Below are 18473 nucleotides of genomic sequence, written 5' to 3'. Positions count from 1 at the left end.
ACGCGGGCCCGGCCCGCGTGCGCCACCTACTCTGCGGCTTCCAGGCGGTAGCCCGCCGGGTCGTAGTTCAGGATCGGCGAGAGCCAGCGCTCCACCTCGATGATGCTCATGCCCTTCCGGGTGGCGTAATCCTCGACCTGGTCCCGCTCCACCTTGGCAACGCCGAAATAATGGGCGTCCGGATGGCCGATATAGAGGCCCGAGACCGAAGAGCCGGGCCACATGGCAAAGCTCTCGGTGAGCTTCACGCCGATGCGCCGCTCCGCCTCGAGAAGGCCGAACAGCGTCTCCTTCTCCGTATGGTCGGGCTGGGCCGGATAGCCGGGCGCCGGGCGAATGCCGCGATATTCCTCGCGCACGAGATCGTCGTTGGAGAGGTTCTCGTCGGGCGCATAGCCCCAGAACTCGCGCCGCACGCGCTCGTGCATGCGCTCGGCAAAGGCCTCAGCGATCCGGTCGGCAAGCGCCTTGACCAGGATCGAGCGGTAATCGTCGTTCGCCCGCTCGAAACGCTCGGCGATGCGGCCTTCCTCGATGCCGGCCGTGACCACGAAGGCGCCGACATAATCGCCGACACTCCCCTCCGGGGCCACGAAATCGGACAGGCACAGGTTCGGGCGTCCGTCGCGGCGCTGCAGCTGCTGCCGCAGGCCGTGCAGCGTCGCCAGCGTCTCGCTGCGGCTCTCGCCCGTATAGAGGCGAATGTCGTCGCCGACCGCGTTGGCGGGCCAGAAGCCGATGACCGCTTTCGGGTTGAACCAGCGCTCGGACACGATGCGGGAGAGCATCTCCTGCGCATCCTCGTAGAGCTGCCGCGCCGAGGCGCCCTGCTCCTCGTCCTCCAGGATGGCCGGGAAGCGGCCCCTCATGTCCCAGGTCTGGAAGAAGGGCGTCCAGTCGATGTAGCGCACGAGTTCGCCGACATCGTAGGTGCGGAACACGCGGGTGCCCATGAAGCTGGGCTTCGCCGGCCGGTAGGCGGCCCAGTCCACCTTCATGGCGTTGGCGCGCGCGGTCGCGATCGGAACGCGCTTCTTGTCCGCCTCCGAGCGCGCATGCGCGTCGGCGACCTTGCGGTACTCGCTCCTGACCTGGTCGATATAGGCGACCTTCCCGTCCGAGAGCAGCGCCGACACGACGCCGACCGCCCGGCTCGCGTCGTTCACGTGCACGGCCTGACCGGCCTTGTAGTTCGGATGGATCTTCACCGCCGTGTGGACCCGGCTCGTCGTCGCGCCGCCGATCAGCAGCGGGATGTCGAAGCCCTCGCGCTCCATCTCGGAGGCGACATGCGCCATCTCGTCGAGCGACGGGGTGATCAGCCCCGACAGGCCGACGATGTCGACCTTCTCGGATTTCGCCGTGTCGAGGATCTTCTGCGCCGGCACCATCACGCCGAGGTCGATCACCTCGTAGTTGTTGCACTGGAGGACGACGCCGACGATGTTCTTGCCGATGTCGTGGACGTCGCCCTTCACGGTCGCCATCAGCACCTTGCCGGCGGCGGCCGACTGGGAGAGCCCGGTCTCCTCCTTCTCCTTCTCCATGAAGGGCATCAGGTAGGCGACCGCCTGCTTCATCACGCGGGCGGATTTCACGACCTGCGGCAGGAACATCTTGCCCGAGCCGAAGAGGTCGCCGACCACGTTCATGCCGCCCATCAGCGGCCCCTCGATGACGTGCAGCGGGCGAGCGACGGAGAGCCGCGCCTCTTCCACGTCCTCGGCGATGAAGTCCGTGATGCCGTTGACCAGCGCGTGCTCGAGCCGCTTCGCGACCGGCCATTCGCGCCAGGCGAGGTCCTGGACCTTGGCCGGGCCGGAGCCACCCGACTTGAAGCGCTCGGCCGCCTCCAGCAGGCGCTCGGTCCCATCCGGCCGGCGGTTCAGGACCACGTCCTCGCACAGGTCGCGCAGCTCGGCGGGGATGTTCTCGTACACGGCGAGCTGGCCGGCATTGACGATGCCCATGTCCATGCCCGCCTGGATGGCGTGGTAGAGGAACACGGCGTGCATCGCCTCCCGAACGGGCTCATTGCCGCGGAAGGAGAAGGACAGGTTCGAGACGCCACCCGAGACGTGGACATGCGGCAGCGTGCGGGTGATCTCGCGCGTCGCCTCGATGAAGTCGACGCCGTAGTTGTTGTGCTCCTCGATGCCGGTCGCGACCGCGAAGATGTTCGGGTCGAAGATGATGTCCTCAGGCGGAAAGCCCACCTCGTCCACGAGGACGCGGTAGGCCCGCGTGCAGATCTCGACCTTGCGGGCCTGCGTGTCGGCCTGACCCTGCTCGTCGAAGGCCATGACCACGACGGCCGCGCCGTAGTCGCGGCAGATGCGCGCCTCGGCTTTGAACTTCTCCACGCCCTCCTTCATCGAGATGGAGTTCACGATCGGCTTGCCCTGGATGCATTTCAGGCCGGCCTCGATGACGTGGAACTTCGAGGAATCGACCATCACGGGCACGCGAGCGATGTCCGGCTCGGCCGCCACGAGGTTGAGGAACTCGACCATCGCCTTCTCGGAATCGAGCAGGCCCTCGTCCATGTTGACGTCGATCACCTGGGCGCCGCTCGCCACCTGGTCGCGCGCCACGTCGAGCGCCGCCGCGTAGTCGCCGTTCGTGATCAGCTTCCTGAACTTGGCCGAGCCCGTGACGTTCGTGCGCTCGCCGACGTTCACGAACGGGATGTCGGCCGTGAGCGTGAAGGGCTCGAGGCCGGAGAGCTTCATCTGCGGCTCGAAGCTCGGGATCGGGCGCGGCGCCTTGCCGGCCACCGCCTCCGCGATCGCCCGGATATGCGCCGGCGTCGTGCCGCAGCACCCGCCGACCACGTTCACCAGCCCCGCCTCGGCGAATTCGCCGACGAGCGCCGCCATGGCCTCGGGGCTCTCGTCATAGAGGCCGAACTCGTTCGGCAGGCCGGCATTCGGATAGGCGCAGACGAGGGTGTCGGCGACCCGGCCGATCTCCTGGATATGCGCCCGCATCTCGCGGGCGCCGAGCGCGCAGTTAAGGCCGATCGTGATCGGGTCCGCATGGCGGACGGAGTGCCAGAAGGCGGTCGGCGTCTGGCCGGAGAGGGTGCGGCCCGAGAGGTCCGTGATCGTGCCGGAGATCATGATCGGCAGCGTCCTGCCGATCGCATCGAAGACCCGCCGGCAGGCGACGATGGCGGCCTTAGCGTTCAGGGTGTCGAAGATGGTCTCGATGAGGATGAGGTCGGCCCCGCCCTCGACGAGCCCCCTCACCTGCTCCTCGTAGGCCTCGCGCACCTCGTCGAAGGTGACGGCGCGGAAGCCCGGATTGTTGACGTCGGGCGAGATGGACAGCGTGCGGTTCGTCGGCCCGAGCGCGCCGGCGACGAAGCGGCGGCGCCCGTCCTTGGCCTGCGCGATCTCGGCCGCCTGCCGGGCGAGCCGGGCGCCCTCGACGTTCAGGTCGTGGACCGCGCTCTCCAGCCCGTAATCGGCCTGCGCGATGCGCGTTGAGGAGAAGGTGTTCGTCTCGACGATATCCGCGCCCGCCAGGAAATAGGCGAGGTGGATGTCCCGCACCGCGTCGGGCTGCGTGAGGATCAGGAGGTCGTTGTTGCCCTTCTGGTCATGCGAATGGTCGCGGAAGCGCTCGCCGCGGAAATCCGCCTCCGAGAGCTTCAGCGCCTGGATCTCGGTGCCCATCGCCCCGTCGAGGACGAGGATGCGCTCGCGGGCTGCGTCGCGGAGCGCCTGGGCGGTGTCGTGGGTGGCGTTGGTTGTCGTCACAGTCATCTCGACAGTGTCTTGGCCGGGCTTGTCCCGGCCACCTCGATAAGAGGAGCGCTTCGGCTCGGGATGGCCGGGACAAGCCCGGCCAGGACACCCGAAATTACGCCGCCACCTGCGCCGGCTCCGAAGTCGGTTGCGCGCGCAGGCCGAGCAAGTGGCAGATCGCGAAGACCAGGTCCGCCCGGTTCATCGTGTAGAAGTGGAACTCGTTCACGCCACGGTCGACGAGATCGAGCACCTGCTCCGCCGCGACCGCAGCGGCGATCAGCTTGCGCGTCTCGATGTCGGTCTCGAGCCCCTCGAAGCGGGCTGCCAGCCAGTCCGGCACGCTGGCGCCCGTCCGGGCCGCGAAGCTGGCGGCCTGCTTGAAGTTCTGCACCGGTAGGATGCCGGGCACGATCGGCACGTCGATGCCCCGCGCCCGCACCCGGTCCACGAAGCGGAGATAATGGTCGTTGTCGAAGAAGAACTGCGTGATCGCCCGCGTCGCGCCGCAATCGACCTTCGCCTTCAGGGCGTCGATATCGGCATCGAGCGAGGCCGCCTCGGGATGCTTCTCCGGATAGGCCGAGACGGAGACCTCGAAATCGCCCACCCGGCGGATGCCGGCGACGAGGTCGCAGGTCTGCTCGTAGCCGCCCGGATGGGCCTCGTAGCGCGTGCCAGGACCCGCGATCGGATCGCCGCGCAGGGCGACGATGTGGCGGACGCCCGCGTCCCAGTAGGACCGCACGACCTCGTCCACCTCGCCCCTTGTGGCGGCGACGCAGGTGAGGTGCGCGGCCGGCTTGAGGCTGGTGTCCTCGACGATGCGGGCGACGGTGTTGTGCGTGCGCTCTCGGGTCGAACCTCCTGCCCCGTAGGTGACCGACACGAAGTTCGGGCGAAGCGGCGCAAGGCGCTCGATCGACGACCAGAGCGACGCTTCCATCTCGGCGCTCTTCGGCGGGAAGAACTCGAACGACACCTTCACGGGCCTGGTCGAGTGGCGGCTCGGGCGAAACGCGAGGGGCGACGACATTCAGGCGACCTCTTTGGCATCGGCCGGGATCGGCCAGTCGGTCACGACCCGGCGATCCTCGCCAAGCCAGATGGAGACGGTGAGCTTGTCGGGACCGCCGCCCGAGGGAGGCGGCAGGTTGCGGGCGAGGGTCGGGGCAAGCCCGGCATCCTCCAGCCAGGCCGCCACCTGGGCGGCCGCGAAGCCGAGCCGGCGGTGACCCTCACTCTCGCGCAGGAACTCGACCCCGTGCGGGGCAAAGTCCACGAGGAGCAGGCGCCCGCCGGGCGCGACCAGCCGTGCGGCCTGGGCGAGGGCGCGGGCCGGCTCGTCCAGGTAATGAAGGACCTGGTGCACGACGACGAGGTCGAAGCTCTCGCGCACGAGCGGCGGTGCGTAGATGTCGCCCTGCCGCAGCTCGACGCCGGTCAGGCCGGCCCGTTCCAGGTTGGCCCGGGCGACGGACAGCATGGCGTAGCTCGCGTCGAGGCCGACGATGCGCTCCGCCCTCGGCCCGACCAGCTGGAGCATCCGCCCCGTGCCGGTTCCGAGATCGAGGAGCGACCGGATCGGCCGCGTTCCGACCGCGTCGAGAATGGCCGCTTCGACGGCTTCCTCGGAGGCGTGGAGCGATCGAAGGCTGTCCCAGCGCGGCGCCACCCGGGCGAAGAAGGCTTGCGCGGCGGCGGCACGCTGGCCGCGGACCTCGGCGAGTCGCTCGCGATCCTGCGCGAGCTGGGCATCCGCCGGATCGAGCGCCGCGAGGATGGGCTTGAGCAGGCGCGCCGTCTCGGCCCGGTCCGAGAACCGGAAGAACGCCCAGGCGCCCTCGCGATGCCGCTCCAGCAGGCCGGCCTCGACGAGAAGCTTGAGATGACGGGAGATGCGCGGCTGCGACTGCCCGAGGATGTCGGTGAGATCGGAAACGGAGAGCTCGCCCTCAGCGAGGAGCGCGAGGATGCGGATCCGCGTATCTTCGGCGAGGGCACGGAGCGCGCCCAAGGCGCCGTCCAGCCCGATCAGGGTGGGCGCAACCGCATGAGGAGACATAAAGATATGTTTATATCTTTTCTGGAGACCCGACAAGCGAGATCCGCGCGCCGTCCCCGTCTGGTTTCCGCCCGATGAGCGACCTGCCCCGGCCGGGTGAAAAGCAGCTCTCGCTCCCGCCGGATTTCGATGCGGGCGTTCATTTCATCGGCCGCATCCGCACGCCGTGGGGGGACCGGTCCGAATGCCCGAAGAATGCCAACGGCTCGGACGCGGTCTGCTCGGTCGAGGTCGATCCCCGCTATGAAGAGGCGCTGACCGGAGTGGAAGCCGCCTCGCACCTCATCCTGCTCTATTGGATGCATGCGGCGCGGCGCGATCTCGCGATCCAGGTGCCGCGCCATCACGAGCGGCCGCGCGGCACCTTCTCGGTGCGCTCGCCGGCCCGGCCGAACCCGATCGCGCTCTCGGTGGTCTGGCTCGTCGAACGGGACGGCAGGATTCTGAAGGTGGTGGGGCTCGACTGCCTGGACGGCACCGCGCTCCTCGACATCAAGCCCTACCTGCCCTCGGTCGATTCGCGCCCCGACGCCACGATGGCGCCGGGCGCCTGATCAGAGGATGCCCGCCCCCACATTGATGGCGAGCGCGAGGATCGTTGTGTTGAACAGGAAGGAGAGGATCGTGTGGACCAGCACGAAGCGCCGCATCCGCGGTGCTTCGATCATCACGTCCGAGGTCTGGGAGGCGGCGCCGAGATTGAAGGAGAAATAGAGGAAGTCCCAGTAGTCGGGCTTGCTCTCCCCGGGGAATTTCAGCCCGCCCGGGTCCTCCGGGCCGACGTAGAACTCGTGCGCGTAATGGACGGCGAACATCGTGTGCACGAACAGCCACGACAGCAGGATCGTCCCGCCGGCGAGCAGAAGGCGGAAGGCCGCCACGCCTTCGTGGGACGCGCTGAGGCCGTGCAGTTCGGCCCCGATCGCGCCGAGGCTCGCGACGGCGGCCCCGATCGTCAGCGCCAGCACCACCACCGCGCCGACATCCTCCTTGTCGGCCCGGCGCTGCAGGTCGGCATAGCTCGAACTCGCCATCATGGACCACACGAGCACGATGTGCAGCCCGACGGCGATGTCATAGGCGAGGAGGATGCGGGTCGAGTCCCGCATCTCCGGCAGAAAGATCGCCGCCAGGATCCCGGCCGCGATTGCCACCAGGAAGCGGGGCCGGACCGTGAAGGCGCGGAGCACTCGCCTCCAGCGGGCATCCAACCTGCGAGACCGGACCGTGGGCTGGAGCATCTTTCGTCACCTGCCGGAGCGGGCCGCGGCTGCTCACCTGAGCATGCGGAATCGCCGCGTCAACGTCGTCACGCGCCGGAGACGCCCCCGCCCTGCGCAAAGCGTGGCCGGAGCATCTGGAGGACGGCCGGCGATCGTGCCATGGTGCCGCATCCGGAGCGCCGCAGAGGCGCCGCGTCATGGGGCGGGAGGAGCGATGTACGCTTTCGAATACCTGAAGCCGACGAGCATCAAGGAAGCCAAGGCGATGCTGGCCGACAATCCGGACGGCAAGTTCCTGTCCGGCGGCCACACGCTGCTCCCCGCGATGAAGCTCCGCCTCGCCGGTCCCTCGGCCCTGATCGACCTCTCAGGCGTGGAAGGCATGCGCGGCATCGAGCGCAAGGGCGACACGCTCGTCATCGGCGCCTTCACCAAGCACCGCGAGGTCGCCAATTCCGACGTCGTGAAGGCCGCGATCCCGACGCTCGCCGAGATGGTCGGGACGATCGGCGACCCGGCAGTCCGCCACCGCGGCACGATCGGCGGCTCCATCGCGAACAACGATCCGTCGGCCGATTACGCTGCTGCCGCCATGGCGCTCGGCGCGACCATCGTCACCGATTCCCGCCGCATCGCGGCCGACGACTTCTTCACGGGGCTTTTCTCGACCGCCCTTGAGGAGGGCGAGATCGTCACGGCGGTCGAGTTCCCGATCCCGAAGCGGATGGGCTACCAGAAGTTCCGCAACCCGGCCTCGCGCTATGCGCTCTGCGGCGTGGCCGTGGCCGAGACGGCCTCGGGCGAGGTGCGGGTCTCCGTGATCGGCGCCGGTGCGGACGGCGTGTTCCGCATGACCGAGATGGAGACTGCCCTGAAGGGCAACTTCTCGGCCGACGCCATCAAGGACATCAAGGTCCCGACCGACGCGATGGCATCGGACATCCACGCCGACCAGGATTACCGGGCGCATCTCGTCGGCGTCATGGCCCGGCGGGCCGTCGCGGCGGCGAAGTAGGCAGGATAAGGGCGTCATGGCCGGGCTTGACCCGGCCACCCCGACCTGTGAGGCCGGGGTCCGCTCAGCCGGGATGCCCGGGACGAGCCCGGGCATGACATCGGATGAGTGATCGCAGCTCCCTCCCCTCCTCCATCGACGACACGCTGGGCCTGCTGGAGCGCGGCGGCTACGTGCCGGACCGCGCGCTCGCGACCGTCCTGTTCCTCGCGCTGAAGCTGAAGCGACCGCTCTTCCTCGAAGGCGAGGCGGGGGTAGGGAAGACGGAGATCGCGAAGGTCCTCTCGGCCGTGCTCGGGCGGAAGCTCATCCGGCTGCAATGCTACGAGGGCCTCGACGTCGCCTCGGCCGTCTACGAGTGGAACTATGCCGGCCAGATGATGGCCATCCGGCTCGCCGAGGCAGGCGGCGGCGTGGATCGCGGCGCGCTCGAATCGGATCTCTTCTCGGAGCGCTACCTCGTCCGGCGGCCGCTGCTCGACGCATTGGAGCTGCACGAGGGAGGCCCGCCGGTTCTCCTGATCGACGAGCTCGACAGGACGGACGAGGCCTTCGAGGCTTACCTTCTGGAGATCCTGTCCGACTTCCAGGTGAGCGTTCCCGAATTCGGTACCGTGAAGGCGGCCGAGCCGCCGATCGTGGTCATCACCTCCAACCGCACCCGCGAGATCCACGACGCCCTGAAGCGCCGCTGCCTCTACCACTGGGTCGATTACCCGAGCGTGGAACGCGAGCTCGCGATCCTGCACGCGCGGGTGCCGGACGCGCCCGAGCGGCTGTCCCGCGAGATCGTGGCCTTCGTGAGCAAGCTCAGGGACCGGGAGCTCTTCAAGTCCCCGGGCGTCGCCGAGACGCTGGATTGGGCCCAGGCCCTGATGGAGCTCGACACGGTCGCGCTCGATCCGGACATCGTGGCCGACACGCTCGGCGTGCTGCTGAAGTACCAGGACGACATCCAGCGGATGCAGGGATCGGAGATCCGCAAGGTGCTGGACGACATCCGGGCCGAGATGGCCTCGCAGCACTGAATCTCAGGGGGGACGACATGAGCACGGACCGGGACGCGATCGAGGCGGCTGCCAGGCTGTACCTGGACGGGCTCTACGAGGGAGACACGGAGAAGCTCGCCGCCGTGTTCCACCCCACGAGCGCGCTCACCTACGAGGCGGACGGCGCGATCAGCATCCTCCCCCGGGAGGAATGGCTGAAGGCCGTCAGGGCGCGCCCCTCTCCCCAGTCGCAGGGCCTCGCCCGGCATGACGAGATCCTGGTGATCGACCAGTCCTCGCCCACCACGGCGTTCGTGAAGCTCAAATGCGCGATCCCGCCGCGCTTCTTCACCGACTACCTGAGCTTCCTCAAGATCGACGGACGCTGGCAGGTCGCCCAGAAGGTGTTCTCCGCGCGGGTCGAGACGGCCGACGCCTCCCGGTGAGCGGCCGCCTTCCGGAGAACATCGCGCATTTCGGCCGGGCGCTTCGGGCCGCCGGGCTGCCCGTCGGCCCGCGCGACGTCGTGGAGGCGATCGGCGCCGTCGAGGCGGCGGGGCTCGGCAGCCGCGAGGACCTCTACTGGACGCTGCATGCCGTGTTCGTCACGCGGCACGAGCAGAGCCCCGTCTTCGACACGGCCTTCCGGCTGTTCTGGCGGCGGCGTGGCCTGGTCGAGAAGCTGATCGCCGAGATGTCCCCGATCGCGCCGGCCGACAAGCGGACGGACAAGCCGAAACCCGGCGAATCGCGCGTCATGGATGCGGTCCGGCCGCAGGCGCGCTCCGTCCTGGAGGAACGGGTCGAGCGCGAGGTCTCGGCGAGGCTCACGGCCTCCGATCGCGACATCATGCGGACGAAGGACTTCGCGCAGATGAGCGCGGCCGAGATCGCGAAGGCGAAAAGGCTGATCGAGGGGCTCCACCTGCCGGAAGACCAGCGCCGCACCCGGCGCCACATGGCGGATCCGCGCGGGCGCATCGTGGATCTCCGGCGCACGCTCCGCGGTTCGCTCCGGACCGGCGGCCATTCCATCGATCTCGCCTTTCGGTCCCCGACCGAGCGGCCGCCGCCTCTTGTCGCGCTGGTCGATATCTCGGGTTCGATGTCGGAATATTCCCGGCTGTTCCTGCACTTCCTCCACGCGCTCACCGAGAAGCGGCGCCGGGTCCATTCCTTCGTCTTCGCGACGCGGCTCACCAACATCTCGCGCGAACTCGCCCATCGCGACCCTGACGACGCGCTCGCCCGCGCCTCGGCCCGGGTGAAGGACTGGGAGGGCGGCACCCGGATCGCGCCGGCCCTGCACGAGTTCAACCGCCTCTGGTCGCGCCGTGTCCTCGGCCAGGGCGCCGTCGTGATGCTGTTCACGGACGGGCTCGAGCGGGAGGTCGGCGACGATCTCGCCTTCGAGATGGACCGGCTGCACCGATCCTGTGGCCGGCTGATCTGGCTCAACCCGCTCCTCCGCTTCGACGCCTTCCAGGCGCGGGCGGGCGGCATCCGGGCGATGCTGCCGCATGTCGATGAGTTCCGGCCGATCCACAATCTCGGCTCGATGGAGGGGCTTGTCCGGGCCCTCGGCCGCGAACGGGATCTCGCCTCCGACCCGACACGCTGGCGGCGTGCGGCAGCGGCCGCTGCATGATCCGGGCCTTTGCGATCTATGCCACCGCAGCCCTCGCCGAGATCGCAGGCTGCTTCTCGGTCTGGGCGGTGCTGCGCCTTTCCGCGCCCTCCTGGTGGCTGCTGCCAGGCTTCGCCTCGCTGGTCGCCTTCGCCTACCTGCTCACCCTGATCGAGGCCGACGCGGCCGGCCGGGCCTTCGCGGCCTATGGCGGCATCTACATCGCGGCCTCGCTCGTCTGGTTGCGCGCCGTCGAAGGCTTCCACCCGGACCGCTGGGACATCCTCGGCGCTGCCCTCTCGCTCGCCGGGGCCGCGATCATTATCTTTGGTCCGAGACCCGCGTGACCCCGGGCTTCTAGCCCCGGCGCCTGTTCCCGCCGGGGCGCCCGTAGCCGCTCGATCCCTCGGGCCGCTGCCGACCGATACACTCCCGGAACGCCACGCGGTCGACCCGTGCCCAGACGGGCTTTCCCGCTCCATCGCGCGGAACGCCCAGCTGCTGGACGCATGTCTGGCACGCAGGCCCGCATTGCTGCTGGGCGATCGCGCCATTCGCTCCCGCGACGACGCTCAACACCAAAAATCCAAGGGAAAGCTTCGACATATCTGCCTCACTTCCATGAGCGATGCTTCGGGCAATCAACTTACCGGGCTGTTCCAGAACGCCAAGCAAGTATCGGGCGAGCTATACCGAAGATCACCGGAGGCGTGCATTACCCTGGCGATGACGCCGCCGCTGCCGCCGCCCTCTCGACAATGCGCCCCGCTGTGGTCATCTCAGCGCCATCACCCGAGGGATCTCCCATGCTCTCCAGCGACAGCGATATCCTGAACGAGGCAGAGACCTGGCGGCGTGCCGGGCGCAAGGTGGCGCTCGCCACCGTGGTCGAGACCTGGGGCTCGGCCCCGCGGCCGGTCGGCAGCCACCTGGTGATCGACGAAGACGGCAATTTCCTCGGCTCCGTCTCCGGCGGCTGCGTCGAGGGCGACGTCATTACGGAAGCCCTGGACGTGATCGGCGACGGACAGCCCCGCATGCTCGAATTCGGCGTGGCGGACGAAACCGCCTGGCGCGCCGGGCTCTCCTGCGGTGGCCGCATCAAGGTCTACGTCCAGAAGGTCGTCTGAGCCGATGGATCTTGCGCTCCTTTCCGCGCTCAATGCCGAGCGCGCGGCCCGCCGCGCCGCGATCCTGGTCACCGATACGGCAACCGGCGAGGCACGGCTCGTGCGCGAGGCCGAGGCGGGCGCCGATCCGCTCGCCGAGGAGCTCGCCGAGCGCTTCCGCACCGGCAAGAGCGGCGCGGTGGAGGTCGACGGAACAAACGTCTTCCTGACGGTGCAGATGCCGCCGGTGCGCCTCGTCGCGATCGGCGCGGTCCATATCAGCCAGGCGCTGGCCCCCATGGCGAAAGGGCTCGACCTCGACGTGACCATCATCGACCCGCGCACCGCCTTTGCCACGCCGGATCGATTCCCGGACGTGCCGCTCCTCGCCGAGTGGCCGTCCGACGCGCTGCCGAGGCTCGGCGGGCTCGACCGCTACACGGCCCTGGCCTGCCTCACCCACGATCCCAAGATCGACGATCCGGCCCTCGAAGCCGCGCTCCGTGCCGAATGCTTCTATATCGGCGCGCTCGGCTCGCGCCGGACCCATGCCAAGCGCGTCGAGCGGCTGCAGGCGGCGGGGTTCGGCGAGGCGGATATCGCCCGCATCCACGCCCCGATCGGGCTCGATATCGGCGCCGTTAGCCCGGCCGAGATCGCGGTCTCCATCCTGGCCGAGCTCGTCTCGGAACTCAGGCGCGACCGGCGGCGCAAGCCGTGAAATTCGGTCCCGTCCCGGTCGGCGAAGCCGCAGGCACGATCGCGGCCCATGGCCTGAGGCTGCCCGGATTGTTCATCCGGAAGGGCTCGACCATCTCGGCCGAGCAGGTGGCGGCGCTCGAGGCCGCCGGCCTGGAGAGCGTCGTCGCCGTCCGCCTCGATCCGGAGGATGTCGGCGAGGACGAGGCCGCGCTGCGGATCGCGGAGGCCGTGGCCGGCAGAGCCGTTCGGGTCGAGCGGCCCTTCACCGGCCGCTCCAATCTCTATGCCGCCCAAGGGGGCATCCTCCAGGTCGATGCCGAGGCGATCGACCGCATCAACGCGGTGGACGAGAGCGTGACGCTCGCCACCCTCCCAGCCTTCAAGCCGGTGGTGGAGGGCGAGATGATCGGGACCGTGAAGATCATCCCCTACGCGGTGCCCGAGAGCATGGTCGCGGCCGCGCTCGAGGTCGCCAGGGCGGGAGCCGTGGCGGTCGCGCCGTACCGGCTGAGGAAGGTCGGGGCGATCTCGACCCTGCTTCCCGGCCTCAAGCCGAGCGTCGTCGCGAAGACCATCGGCACGCTGCGGGAGCGCCTCGCACCGGCCGATGCGGGCGTCGTGGCGGAAGCATCCGTGCCGCACGAAGCGCCGCCCCTGGCCGAAGAGCTCAGGCGGCAGGCCGCGGGCGACGCGGAGCTCATCGTCGTCTTCGGCGCCTCCGCGATAGCGGATCGCGCCGACGTGATCCCGTCCGCGATCGAGGCGGCGGGAGGCGAAATCGAGCATTTCGGGATGCCAGTCGATCCCGGGAACCTGCTCCTCGTCGGCCGGATCGGGAACAAGCCCGTGATCGGCGCGCCCGGATGCGCGCGGTCGCCGAAGGAGAACGGGTTCGACTGGGTGCTGCAGCGCCTCCTCGCCGGCATCCCGGTGACGCGGGCGGACATCACACGGCTGGGCGTCGGCGGGCTCCTGATGGAGATCGTCTCGCGCGGGCAGCCGCGCGAGGGCGGCGAGAGCGAGGGGGAGGCTTGAGCGCGCCGGGAGAGGTCGCCGCCATCGTGCTCGCGGCCGGGCGCGGCACGCGCTTCGGCGAGAGCCCGAAGCTGCTCGCCGAGCTCGACGGCAAGCCGCTCGTCCGCCACGCCGTGGAGACATCGCTCGCAGCCGGGCTGCGAACGATCGTGGTCCTCGGCCACCGGGAGGCGGAGATCCGGGCGGCGCTCGCTGACCTGCCGGTCGCCTTCGTCAGCAACCCGGCCTTTGCCGACGGCCTCTCGACATCGCTGAAGGCGGGTTTCGCAGCGCTCCCGGCCGAGGCGGAGGGCGCGCTGGTGCTCCTCGGCGACATGCCGCGTCTCAGTCCCGCGCTGCTCCTCCGCCTCGTCGCGACCTGGGACGCGTCGGGGCGGCCGAACGCCGTCATCCCCGTCGCGGGGGGCCGCCGGGGAAATCCGGTCCTGCTCTCCCGGCGACTTTCCGCCGAGATCGCGAAGCTCACCGGCGATACCGGGGCCGGTCCGCTGCTCCGGGCGACCAGCGGAATCGTGGAGGTCCCGATTGGGGAGGAGGGCGTGCTCCTCGACGTCGACACGCCCGAGACCCTCGCGGAGATCGCTCCGCTTCGGGCGACCTGAGAAAGGCGAGCGATGCATATCGGGCTGATCGGCGGGATCGGGGTCGCGGCGACGATCGTCTACTACCAGCGCCTCACGGCCGCACTCGCGAAGCGGGAGGGAACGAAGCTCGAGCTCACCATCGTCCATGGCGACATCCAGGAGCTCATCCGGAATAACCTCGCCGATCGCCGAGAGGAGCAGGCGCGCGCCTTCCTGCCGCTGGTCGAGCGGCTGCGCGATGCCGGCTGCGACTGCGCCGCGCTGACCTCGCTCGGCGCGCATTTCTGCTTCGACGAACTCGCGCGATTGTCGCCCCTGCCCCTGGTGTCGGGCGTGGCGCCGCTCGATTCCCACTTCGCCCGCCAGGGTATCGGCCGCATCGGGCTTCTCGGCACGCGCGTGGTGATGCGGACGCGCCTTTACGGCCAGCTCGCGAAAACGCAGGCGATCGCCCTGGACGACGAGATCGAGACCATCGGCCAGACCTACCAGGACGTCGCCGTCTCGGGCACATGCTCAGCCGAGCAGCGCGCCCTGTTCGTCGGCGCGGGCCGCCGCATGATGGAGGCCGGGGCCGAAGCGATCGTCCTTGCCGGCACGGACCTGAACCTCGCCTTCGACGGCCAGGAGCCCGGATACCCCGTCATCGACGCGCTCGACATCCATGTGGATGTGCTCGCCGATCTCGCCTCCGCGCGCGTGCCTCCGGGCCGTCTCGCCCTTCAGGCGAACACCACGCCGTCCAGCACGGCCGAATAGAAGAAGATGGACGCCACGAGCACGAAGGCGTGCCAGACCGCGTTCTGGAATCGCAGGCCGTCCCAAACGTGGAAGACCACCCCGGCGATATAGATGGCGCCGCCGGACAGCATCAGCCACACCGTCGACGGCGGCAGCGCGGAGGAGACGGTGCTCCAGGCGAGGCCGCCGCTGAGCCCGAGCAGGATGCAGAGGACGATCGACAGCCGGTCGAACCGGCCGGGAAGCGTGACCTTCAGCACCGCCCCGCCGACGGCCACGGCCCAAACGCCGAACAGCAGGGCATAGCGGTCGAACCCGTGCGGGAAGCGGGTGATGAAGGGCGTATAGGTGGCGGCGATGAGGACGTAGATCAGCGCATGGTCCAGCCGCCGCAGGATCCACTTGGTCCGCGAGACGGGCCAGAGGTTGTAGGCGGCCGAGACCGAGAGCAACGCCACCAGCCCGAGGGCGTAGATGGTCACCGCCGCGAGCTGCGCCCCGCCGGCGAACACGGCCGCCAGCGTGATGATGGCCGTGCCGCCGATCACCGCGAAGGCGATTCCGATCGCATGCACCACCGCATCGGCGATCATCTCCTCCCGGGTGTAGTTCCAGGTCAGGTGCAGCGGGCGTCCGTCGTGGTCGGTCATTAACGATGCGTGTCCTCGACCGCTTCCTCAAGGGCGCGCTCGATGAATTGGTCGGGCGAAACGCCCTGCTGTCGCGCCCGTTCCCGAACCTTGTCGAGCAGGTCGTCGGGCACGAACGTGTTCGGAAGCGGTCGTACGAACTTGATGGGAGCAACGACGAAATCGGACAAGTCGTACTCCGTGAGATCAGCGCTGGCGACGAACTCCTCAGCTTCCTCGTCGGTCGTGAAAACCGGAATTTTCTTCTTGGAGCGCATCGACTTCGGACCTGTGCATGTAGCGGGCGCTGATCGGTCGGATCAGCATCATGCCGTGCCTATGACGCCGCGTGAAGACGACGAAGATGTGACGCCCCGCTCTCGTCGAAGCGAATGCCTGAACCCGTTCCTTGGCGACCGAGTGAACATGATCCCGCCGCCTGCGTAGCGACGGGCTCTGCAGCGCCTCCATGATCTCCATCAGGGAGACCCCGTGCTTCGTGCACTTGGCGATGTTCCCGGCGTCCCAATCGAAGCCGAGAGCAGCGTCGTCGTCCTCCGTCACGGAGCTCTTCGGGCCGCCCTACTCCGCGGCCATCGGCATCCTGGCCCGCTGGGCCGCCCGCCACACGACGGCTGGTGTCGCCGGCATGGTGACGTCCTCGTGGCCGAGCGCGTTCGTGATGGCGTTGATGACCGCGGGCGGTGACGCGATCGCGCCGGCCTCGCCGCAGCCCTTCATGCCGAGCGGGTTAGAGGGAGCGGGCGTCACCGTCATCCCGACCTCGATGGTCGGGAGGTCCGACGCGCGCGGCATCGTGTAGTCCATGAAGCTCGCCGTCACGAGCTGGCCGTCCTGGTCGTAGCGCGCACCCTCGAGCAGCGCCTGGCCCACGCCCTGCGCGATGCCGCCATGGACCTGGCCCTCGACGATCATGGGATTGATGACGTTGCCGAAATCGTCGACCGCCGTGAACTTCGCGATCGTGGTGACGCCCGTGTCGGGATCGATCTCCACCTCGCAGACATGCACGCCCGCCGGGAAGGTGAAGTTGGTCGGGTCGTAGAAGGCGCCCTCCTTCAGCCCGGGCTCGAGCTCGGAGCCGTTGAACTTGTGGGCGATGTAGGCCTGGAGCGCCGTGGAGGCGAAGTCGATCGCCTTGTCCGTGCCCGCGACCCCGAACTTGCCGTCCTTGAACTCGATGTCGTCCTCGGACGCCTCGAGCACGTGGGCCGCCACCTTCTTCCCCTTGGCGACGATCTTGTCGAGCGCCTTGGAGATCGCCGACATCCCGACCGCGCCAGACCGGGAGCCGTAGGTGCCCATGCCGAACTGAACCTTGTCGGTATCGCCGTGGACGACCTTCACGGTCTCGATCGGCACCCCGAGGCGGTCGGAGACGAGCTGCGCGAAGGTGGTCTCGTGGCCCTGGCCATGGCTGTGCGAGCCGCTCAGTACCTCGATGTTGCCGGTCGGGTTCACCCGCACCTCGGCCGATTCCCATAGGCCGACGCCAGCCCCGAGCGAGCCGACCGCCTGCGAGGGAGCGATGCCGCAGGCCTCGATATAGGCCGAGTAGCCGAGGCCGCGGAGCTTGCCGCGACGGCGGCTGTCGCTCTGCCGGGCAGCGAAGCCGGAGACGTCGGCCAGCTCCAGCGCCTTCGTGAGGGCGGCGTCATAGTCGCCCGCGTCATACATCATGATGACGGGCGTCTGGTGCGGGAAGCTCTTCACGAAGTTCCGCCGCCGGAACTCGACCGGGTCCATGCCGAGCTCGCGCGCCGCTACCTCCACGAGGCGCTCGACCACGAAGGTCGCCTCCGGCCGCCCTGCCCCGCGATAGGCGTCGACCGGCGCGGTGTTGGTGTAGACCGCGTCCACCTCCGCATAGATCGCCGGAATGGCGTACTGGCCGGAGAGCAGGGTCGCGTAGAGATAGGTCGGCACCGAGGACGCGAAGGTGGAGAGATAGGCGCCCATATTGGCGATCGTCTTCACCCGGAGGCCGGTGATGCGGCCGTCCTTGTCGGTCGCGAGCTCGGCCTTGGTGACGTGGTCGCGGCCATGCGCATCGGCCAGGAAGGCCTCCGTGCGGTCGGAGGTCCACTTGACCGGACGCTTCAGCCGCCGCGCGGCCCAGAGGCACACGACCTCCTCCGCGTAGATGAAGATCTTCGATCCGAACCCGCCGCCGACATCCGGCGCGACGACCCGCAGCTTGTGCTCGGGCGCGAGCCCGACGAAGGCCGAGAGGACGAGTCGGGCGACATGCGGGTTCTGGCTCGTGACGTGGAGGGTGAAGGCCTCCTCGCCCGGATCGTACTCGCCGATGGCGGCGCGGGGCTCCATCGGGTTCGGCACGAGCCGGTTGTTGACGATGTCGAGCCGCGTCACATGGGCGGCGGACGCGAAAGCCGCCTCCGTCTTCGCCTTGTCGCCCAGCTCCCACTCGTAGACGTTGTTGCGGGCAATGCCCTGGTGCACCTCCGGTTGCCCGGGCTCCCGGGCCTTCCCGGGATCCACCACGGCCGGCAGCACCTCGTAATCGACCTGGATCTTCTCGGCCGCATCCTGCGCCTGGCGAAGCGTCGTCGCGATCACGACGGCGACGTGGTCGCCCACATAGCGGACATAGTCCTTGGCGAGGGCCGGATGGGCCCCCGCGTTCATGGGCGAGCCGTCCTTCGAGTGGATCATCCAGCCGCAGATGAGGCCGCCGACATCCTCCTCCAGGAGGTCGTCCGAGGTCGGGACGAACTTCCGCAGGTCCTTGCCCGTGTAGATCGCCTCGACGCCGGGCGCCTTTAGCGCCTCGGACGTGTCGACCGAGAGGATGCGCGCATGCGCGTGAGGGGAGCGCAGGAAATAGGCGTAGAGCTGGCCGTCGCGGTTGATGTCGTCGGTGTAGCGACCACGCCCGGTGATGAAGCGCTTGTCCTCGAGGCGCTGCACGCGCGCGCCGACACCAGTCCCGGCCATGTGTCTCCTCCAGATGTCGCGTT

Annotated in this window: 19 protein-coding genes; 11 read left to right on the top strand and 8 right to left on the bottom strand. The window is 68.9% G+C overall.

Annotation, left to right across the window (positions count from 1 at the left end; all coding sequences use genetic code 11):
- Positions 1-26: 26 nt before the first annotated feature.
- The 3 genes from metH to ACO2SS_RS14110 form a co-directional block, all read right to left on the bottom strand.
- On the bottom strand, positions 27-3770 hold the full coding sequence (gene metH, locus ACO2SS_RS14120) for a methionine synthase (protein ID WP_423278311.1): 3744 nt from the start codon (positions 3768-3770) through the stop codon (positions 27-29).
- A 97-nt stretch (positions 3771-3867) separates the two neighbouring features.
- Positions 3868-4788, bottom strand: coding sequence for a methylenetetrahydrofolate reductase [NAD(P)H] (gene metF / locus ACO2SS_RS14115; RefSeq protein WP_423278310.1), 921 nt, complete (start codon positions 4786-4788; stop codon positions 3868-3870).
- Positions 4789-5817 carry an ArsR/SmtB family transcription factor gene (locus tag ACO2SS_RS14110; protein WP_423278309.1) on the bottom strand — a complete coding sequence of 343 codons (1029 nt, stop codon included), beginning with the start codon at positions 5815-5817 and terminating at the stop codon, positions 4789-4791.
- A 74-nt stretch (positions 5818-5891) separates the two neighbouring features.
- Here ACO2SS_RS14110 and tsaA point away from each other — a divergent pair, with 74 nt between their 5' ends.
- A complete protein-coding gene (tsaA, locus tag ACO2SS_RS14105; protein WP_423278308.1) occupies positions 5892-6371 on the top strand; it encodes a tRNA (N6-threonylcarbamoyladenosine(37)-N6)-methyltransferase TrmO in 480 nt (159 codons plus the stop codon).
- On the opposite strand, the gene ACO2SS_RS14100 is transcribed toward tsaA, so the two are convergent.
- Positions 6372-7007, bottom strand: a complete 636-nt coding sequence (locus ACO2SS_RS14100; protein ID WP_423278307.1) for a DUF1345 domain-containing protein — start codon at positions 7005-7007, stop codon at positions 6372-6374.
- Between the two features lie 247 nt (positions 7008-7254).
- On the opposite strand from ACO2SS_RS14100, the gene ACO2SS_RS14095 reads away from it, so the two are divergent.
- From ACO2SS_RS14095 to ACO2SS_RS14050, 10 genes are all read left to right on the top strand, one after another.
- The gene (locus ACO2SS_RS14095; RefSeq protein ID WP_423278306.1) at positions 7255-8055 is read left to right on the top strand and encodes an FAD binding domain-containing protein; all 801 of its coding nucleotides are present in this window, start codon (positions 7255-7257) and stop codon (positions 8053-8055) included.
- Positions 8056-8159: 104 nt separating this feature from the next.
- Positions 8160-9083, top strand: a complete 924-nt coding sequence (locus tag ACO2SS_RS14090) for an AAA family ATPase (RefSeq protein ID WP_423278305.1) — start codon at positions 8160-8162, stop codon at positions 9081-9083.
- A gap of 17 nt (positions 9084-9100) precedes the next feature.
- Positions 9101-9490, top strand: a complete 390-nt coding sequence (locus tag ACO2SS_RS14085) for a nuclear transport factor 2 family protein (RefSeq protein ID WP_423278304.1) — start codon at positions 9101-9103, stop codon at positions 9488-9490.
- Positions 9487-10692 (top strand): vWA domain-containing protein, encoded by a 1206-nt coding sequence (locus ACO2SS_RS14080; protein ID WP_423278303.1) that lies wholly within the window; start codon positions 9487-9489, stop codon positions 10690-10692. Before ACO2SS_RS14085 ends, ACO2SS_RS14080 begins: the two co-directional genes overlap by 4 nt.
- The gene (locus ACO2SS_RS14075) at positions 10689-11018 is read left to right on the top strand and encodes a YnfA family protein (protein ID WP_423278302.1); all 330 of its coding nucleotides are present in this window, start codon (positions 10689-10691) and stop codon (positions 11016-11018) included. Before ACO2SS_RS14080 ends, ACO2SS_RS14075 begins: the two co-directional genes overlap by 4 nt.
- 459 nt (positions 11019-11477) lie before the next feature.
- Positions 11478-11801: an XdhC family protein gene (locus ACO2SS_RS14070; protein ID WP_423278301.1), complete on the top strand. Its 324-nt coding sequence runs from the start codon at positions 11478-11480 to the stop codon at positions 11799-11801.
- A gap of 4 nt (positions 11802-11805) precedes the next feature.
- Positions 11806-12501 (top strand): XdhC family protein, encoded by a 696-nt coding sequence (locus ACO2SS_RS14065; protein ID WP_423278300.1) that lies wholly within the window; start codon positions 11806-11808, stop codon positions 12499-12501.
- Positions 12498-13517 carry a molybdopterin-binding protein gene (locus ACO2SS_RS14060; RefSeq protein WP_423278299.1) on the top strand — a complete coding sequence of 340 codons (1020 nt, stop codon included), beginning with the start codon at positions 12498-12500 and terminating at the stop codon, positions 13515-13517. Before ACO2SS_RS14065 ends, ACO2SS_RS14060 begins: the two co-directional genes overlap by 4 nt.
- The gene (locus ACO2SS_RS14055) at positions 13514-14119 is read left to right on the top strand and encodes a nucleotidyltransferase family protein (RefSeq protein WP_423278298.1); all 606 of its coding nucleotides are present in this window, start codon (positions 13514-13516) and stop codon (positions 14117-14119) included. The genes ACO2SS_RS14060 and ACO2SS_RS14055 overlap by 4 nt, the downstream gene beginning before the upstream one ends.
- Before the next feature lie 12 nt (positions 14120-14131).
- Complete coding sequence (locus ACO2SS_RS14050) at positions 14132-14860, top strand: aspartate/glutamate racemase family protein (protein ID WP_423278297.1); 729 nt, start codon at positions 14132-14134, stop codon at positions 14858-14860.
- Here the strand turns inward: ACO2SS_RS14050 and trhA are convergent.
- Genes trhA through ACO2SS_RS14030 form a run of 4 tightly spaced genes read right to left on the bottom strand, consistent with a single transcriptional unit; the run spans position 14824 to position 18450 of the window.
- Positions 14824-15492, bottom strand: a complete 669-nt coding sequence (gene trhA, locus ACO2SS_RS14045; protein ID WP_423278296.1) for a PAQR family membrane homeostasis protein TrhA — start codon at positions 15490-15492, stop codon at positions 14824-14826. The two genes, ACO2SS_RS14050 and trhA, sit on opposite strands and share 37 nt — an antisense overlap.
- Complete coding sequence (locus ACO2SS_RS14040) at positions 15492-15749, bottom strand: CopG family antitoxin (RefSeq protein WP_423278295.1); 258 nt, start codon at positions 15747-15749, stop codon at positions 15492-15494. The genes trhA and ACO2SS_RS14040 overlap by 1 nt, the downstream gene beginning before the upstream one ends.
- Positions 15700-16035: a BrnT family toxin gene (locus tag ACO2SS_RS14035; RefSeq protein ID WP_423278294.1), complete on the bottom strand. Its 336-nt coding sequence runs from the start codon at positions 16033-16035 to the stop codon at positions 15700-15702. The genes ACO2SS_RS14040 and ACO2SS_RS14035 overlap by 50 nt, the downstream gene beginning before the upstream one ends.
- A gap of 18 nt (positions 16036-16053) precedes the next feature.
- A complete protein-coding gene (locus tag ACO2SS_RS14030) occupies positions 16054-18450 on the bottom strand; it encodes a xanthine dehydrogenase family protein molybdopterin-binding subunit (protein WP_423278293.1) in 2397 nt (798 codons plus the stop codon).
- Between the last annotated feature and the right edge of the window lie 23 nt (positions 18451-18473).

Origin of the sequence: Enterovirga sp. CN4-39 (assembly GCF_049446235.1) — a bacterium.
GTDB lineage: Bacteria > Pseudomonadota > Alphaproteobacteria > Rhizobiales > Beijerinckiaceae > Enterovirga.
The sequence above is the reverse complement of the archived record's forward strand: the minus strand, read 5'-3'. Positions and strand labels throughout refer to the sequence as shown.

What these genes read in the sequence shown, in the direction of transcription:
- metH (WP_423278311.1), bottom strand. Translation starts at nt 3,770, where the DNA reads ATGACTGTGACGACAACCAACGCCACCCACGACACCGCCCAGGCGCTC.
- metF (WP_423278310.1), bottom strand. Translation starts at nt 4,788, where the DNA reads ATGTCGTCGCCCCTCGCGTTTCGCCCGAGCCGCCACTCGACCAGGCCC.
- ACO2SS_RS14110 (WP_423278309.1), bottom strand. Translation starts at nt 5,817, where the DNA reads ATGTCTCCTCATGCGGTTGCGCCCACCCTGATCGGGCTGGACGGCGCC.
- tsaA (WP_423278308.1), top strand. Translation starts at nt 5,892, where the DNA reads ATGAGCGACCTGCCCCGGCCGGGTGAAAAGCAGCTCTCGCTCCCGCCG.
- ACO2SS_RS14095 (WP_423278306.1), top strand. Translation starts at nt 7,255, where the DNA reads ATGTACGCTTTCGAATACCTGAAGCCGACGAGCATCAAGGAAGCCAAG.
- ACO2SS_RS14090 (WP_423278305.1), top strand. Translation starts at nt 8,160, where the DNA reads ATGAGTGATCGCAGCTCCCTCCCCTCCTCCATCGACGACACGCTGGGC.
- ACO2SS_RS14085 (WP_423278304.1), top strand. Translation starts at nt 9,101, where the DNA reads ATGAGCACGGACCGGGACGCGATCGAGGCGGCTGCCAGGCTGTACCTG.
- ACO2SS_RS14075 (WP_423278302.1), top strand. Translation starts at nt 10,689, where the DNA reads ATGATCCGGGCCTTTGCGATCTATGCCACCGCAGCCCTCGCCGAGATC.
- ACO2SS_RS14070 (WP_423278301.1), top strand. Translation starts at nt 11,478, where the DNA reads ATGCTCTCCAGCGACAGCGATATCCTGAACGAGGCAGAGACCTGGCGG.
- ACO2SS_RS14065 (WP_423278300.1), top strand. Translation starts at nt 11,806, where the DNA reads ATGGATCTTGCGCTCCTTTCCGCGCTCAATGCCGAGCGCGCGGCCCGC.
- ACO2SS_RS14050 (WP_423278297.1), top strand. Translation starts at nt 14,132, where the DNA reads ATGCATATCGGGCTGATCGGCGGGATCGGGGTCGCGGCGACGATCGTC.
- trhA (WP_423278296.1), bottom strand. Translation starts at nt 15,492, where the DNA reads ATGACCGACCACGACGGACGCCCGCTGCACCTGACCTGGAACTACACC.
- ACO2SS_RS14040 (WP_423278295.1), bottom strand. Translation starts at nt 15,749, where the DNA reads ATGCGCTCCAAGAAGAAAATTCCGGTTTTCACGACCGACGAGGAAGCT.
- ACO2SS_RS14030 (WP_423278293.1), bottom strand. Translation starts at nt 18,450, where the DNA reads ATGGCCGGGACTGGTGTCGGCGCGCGCGTGCAGCGCCTCGAGGACAAG.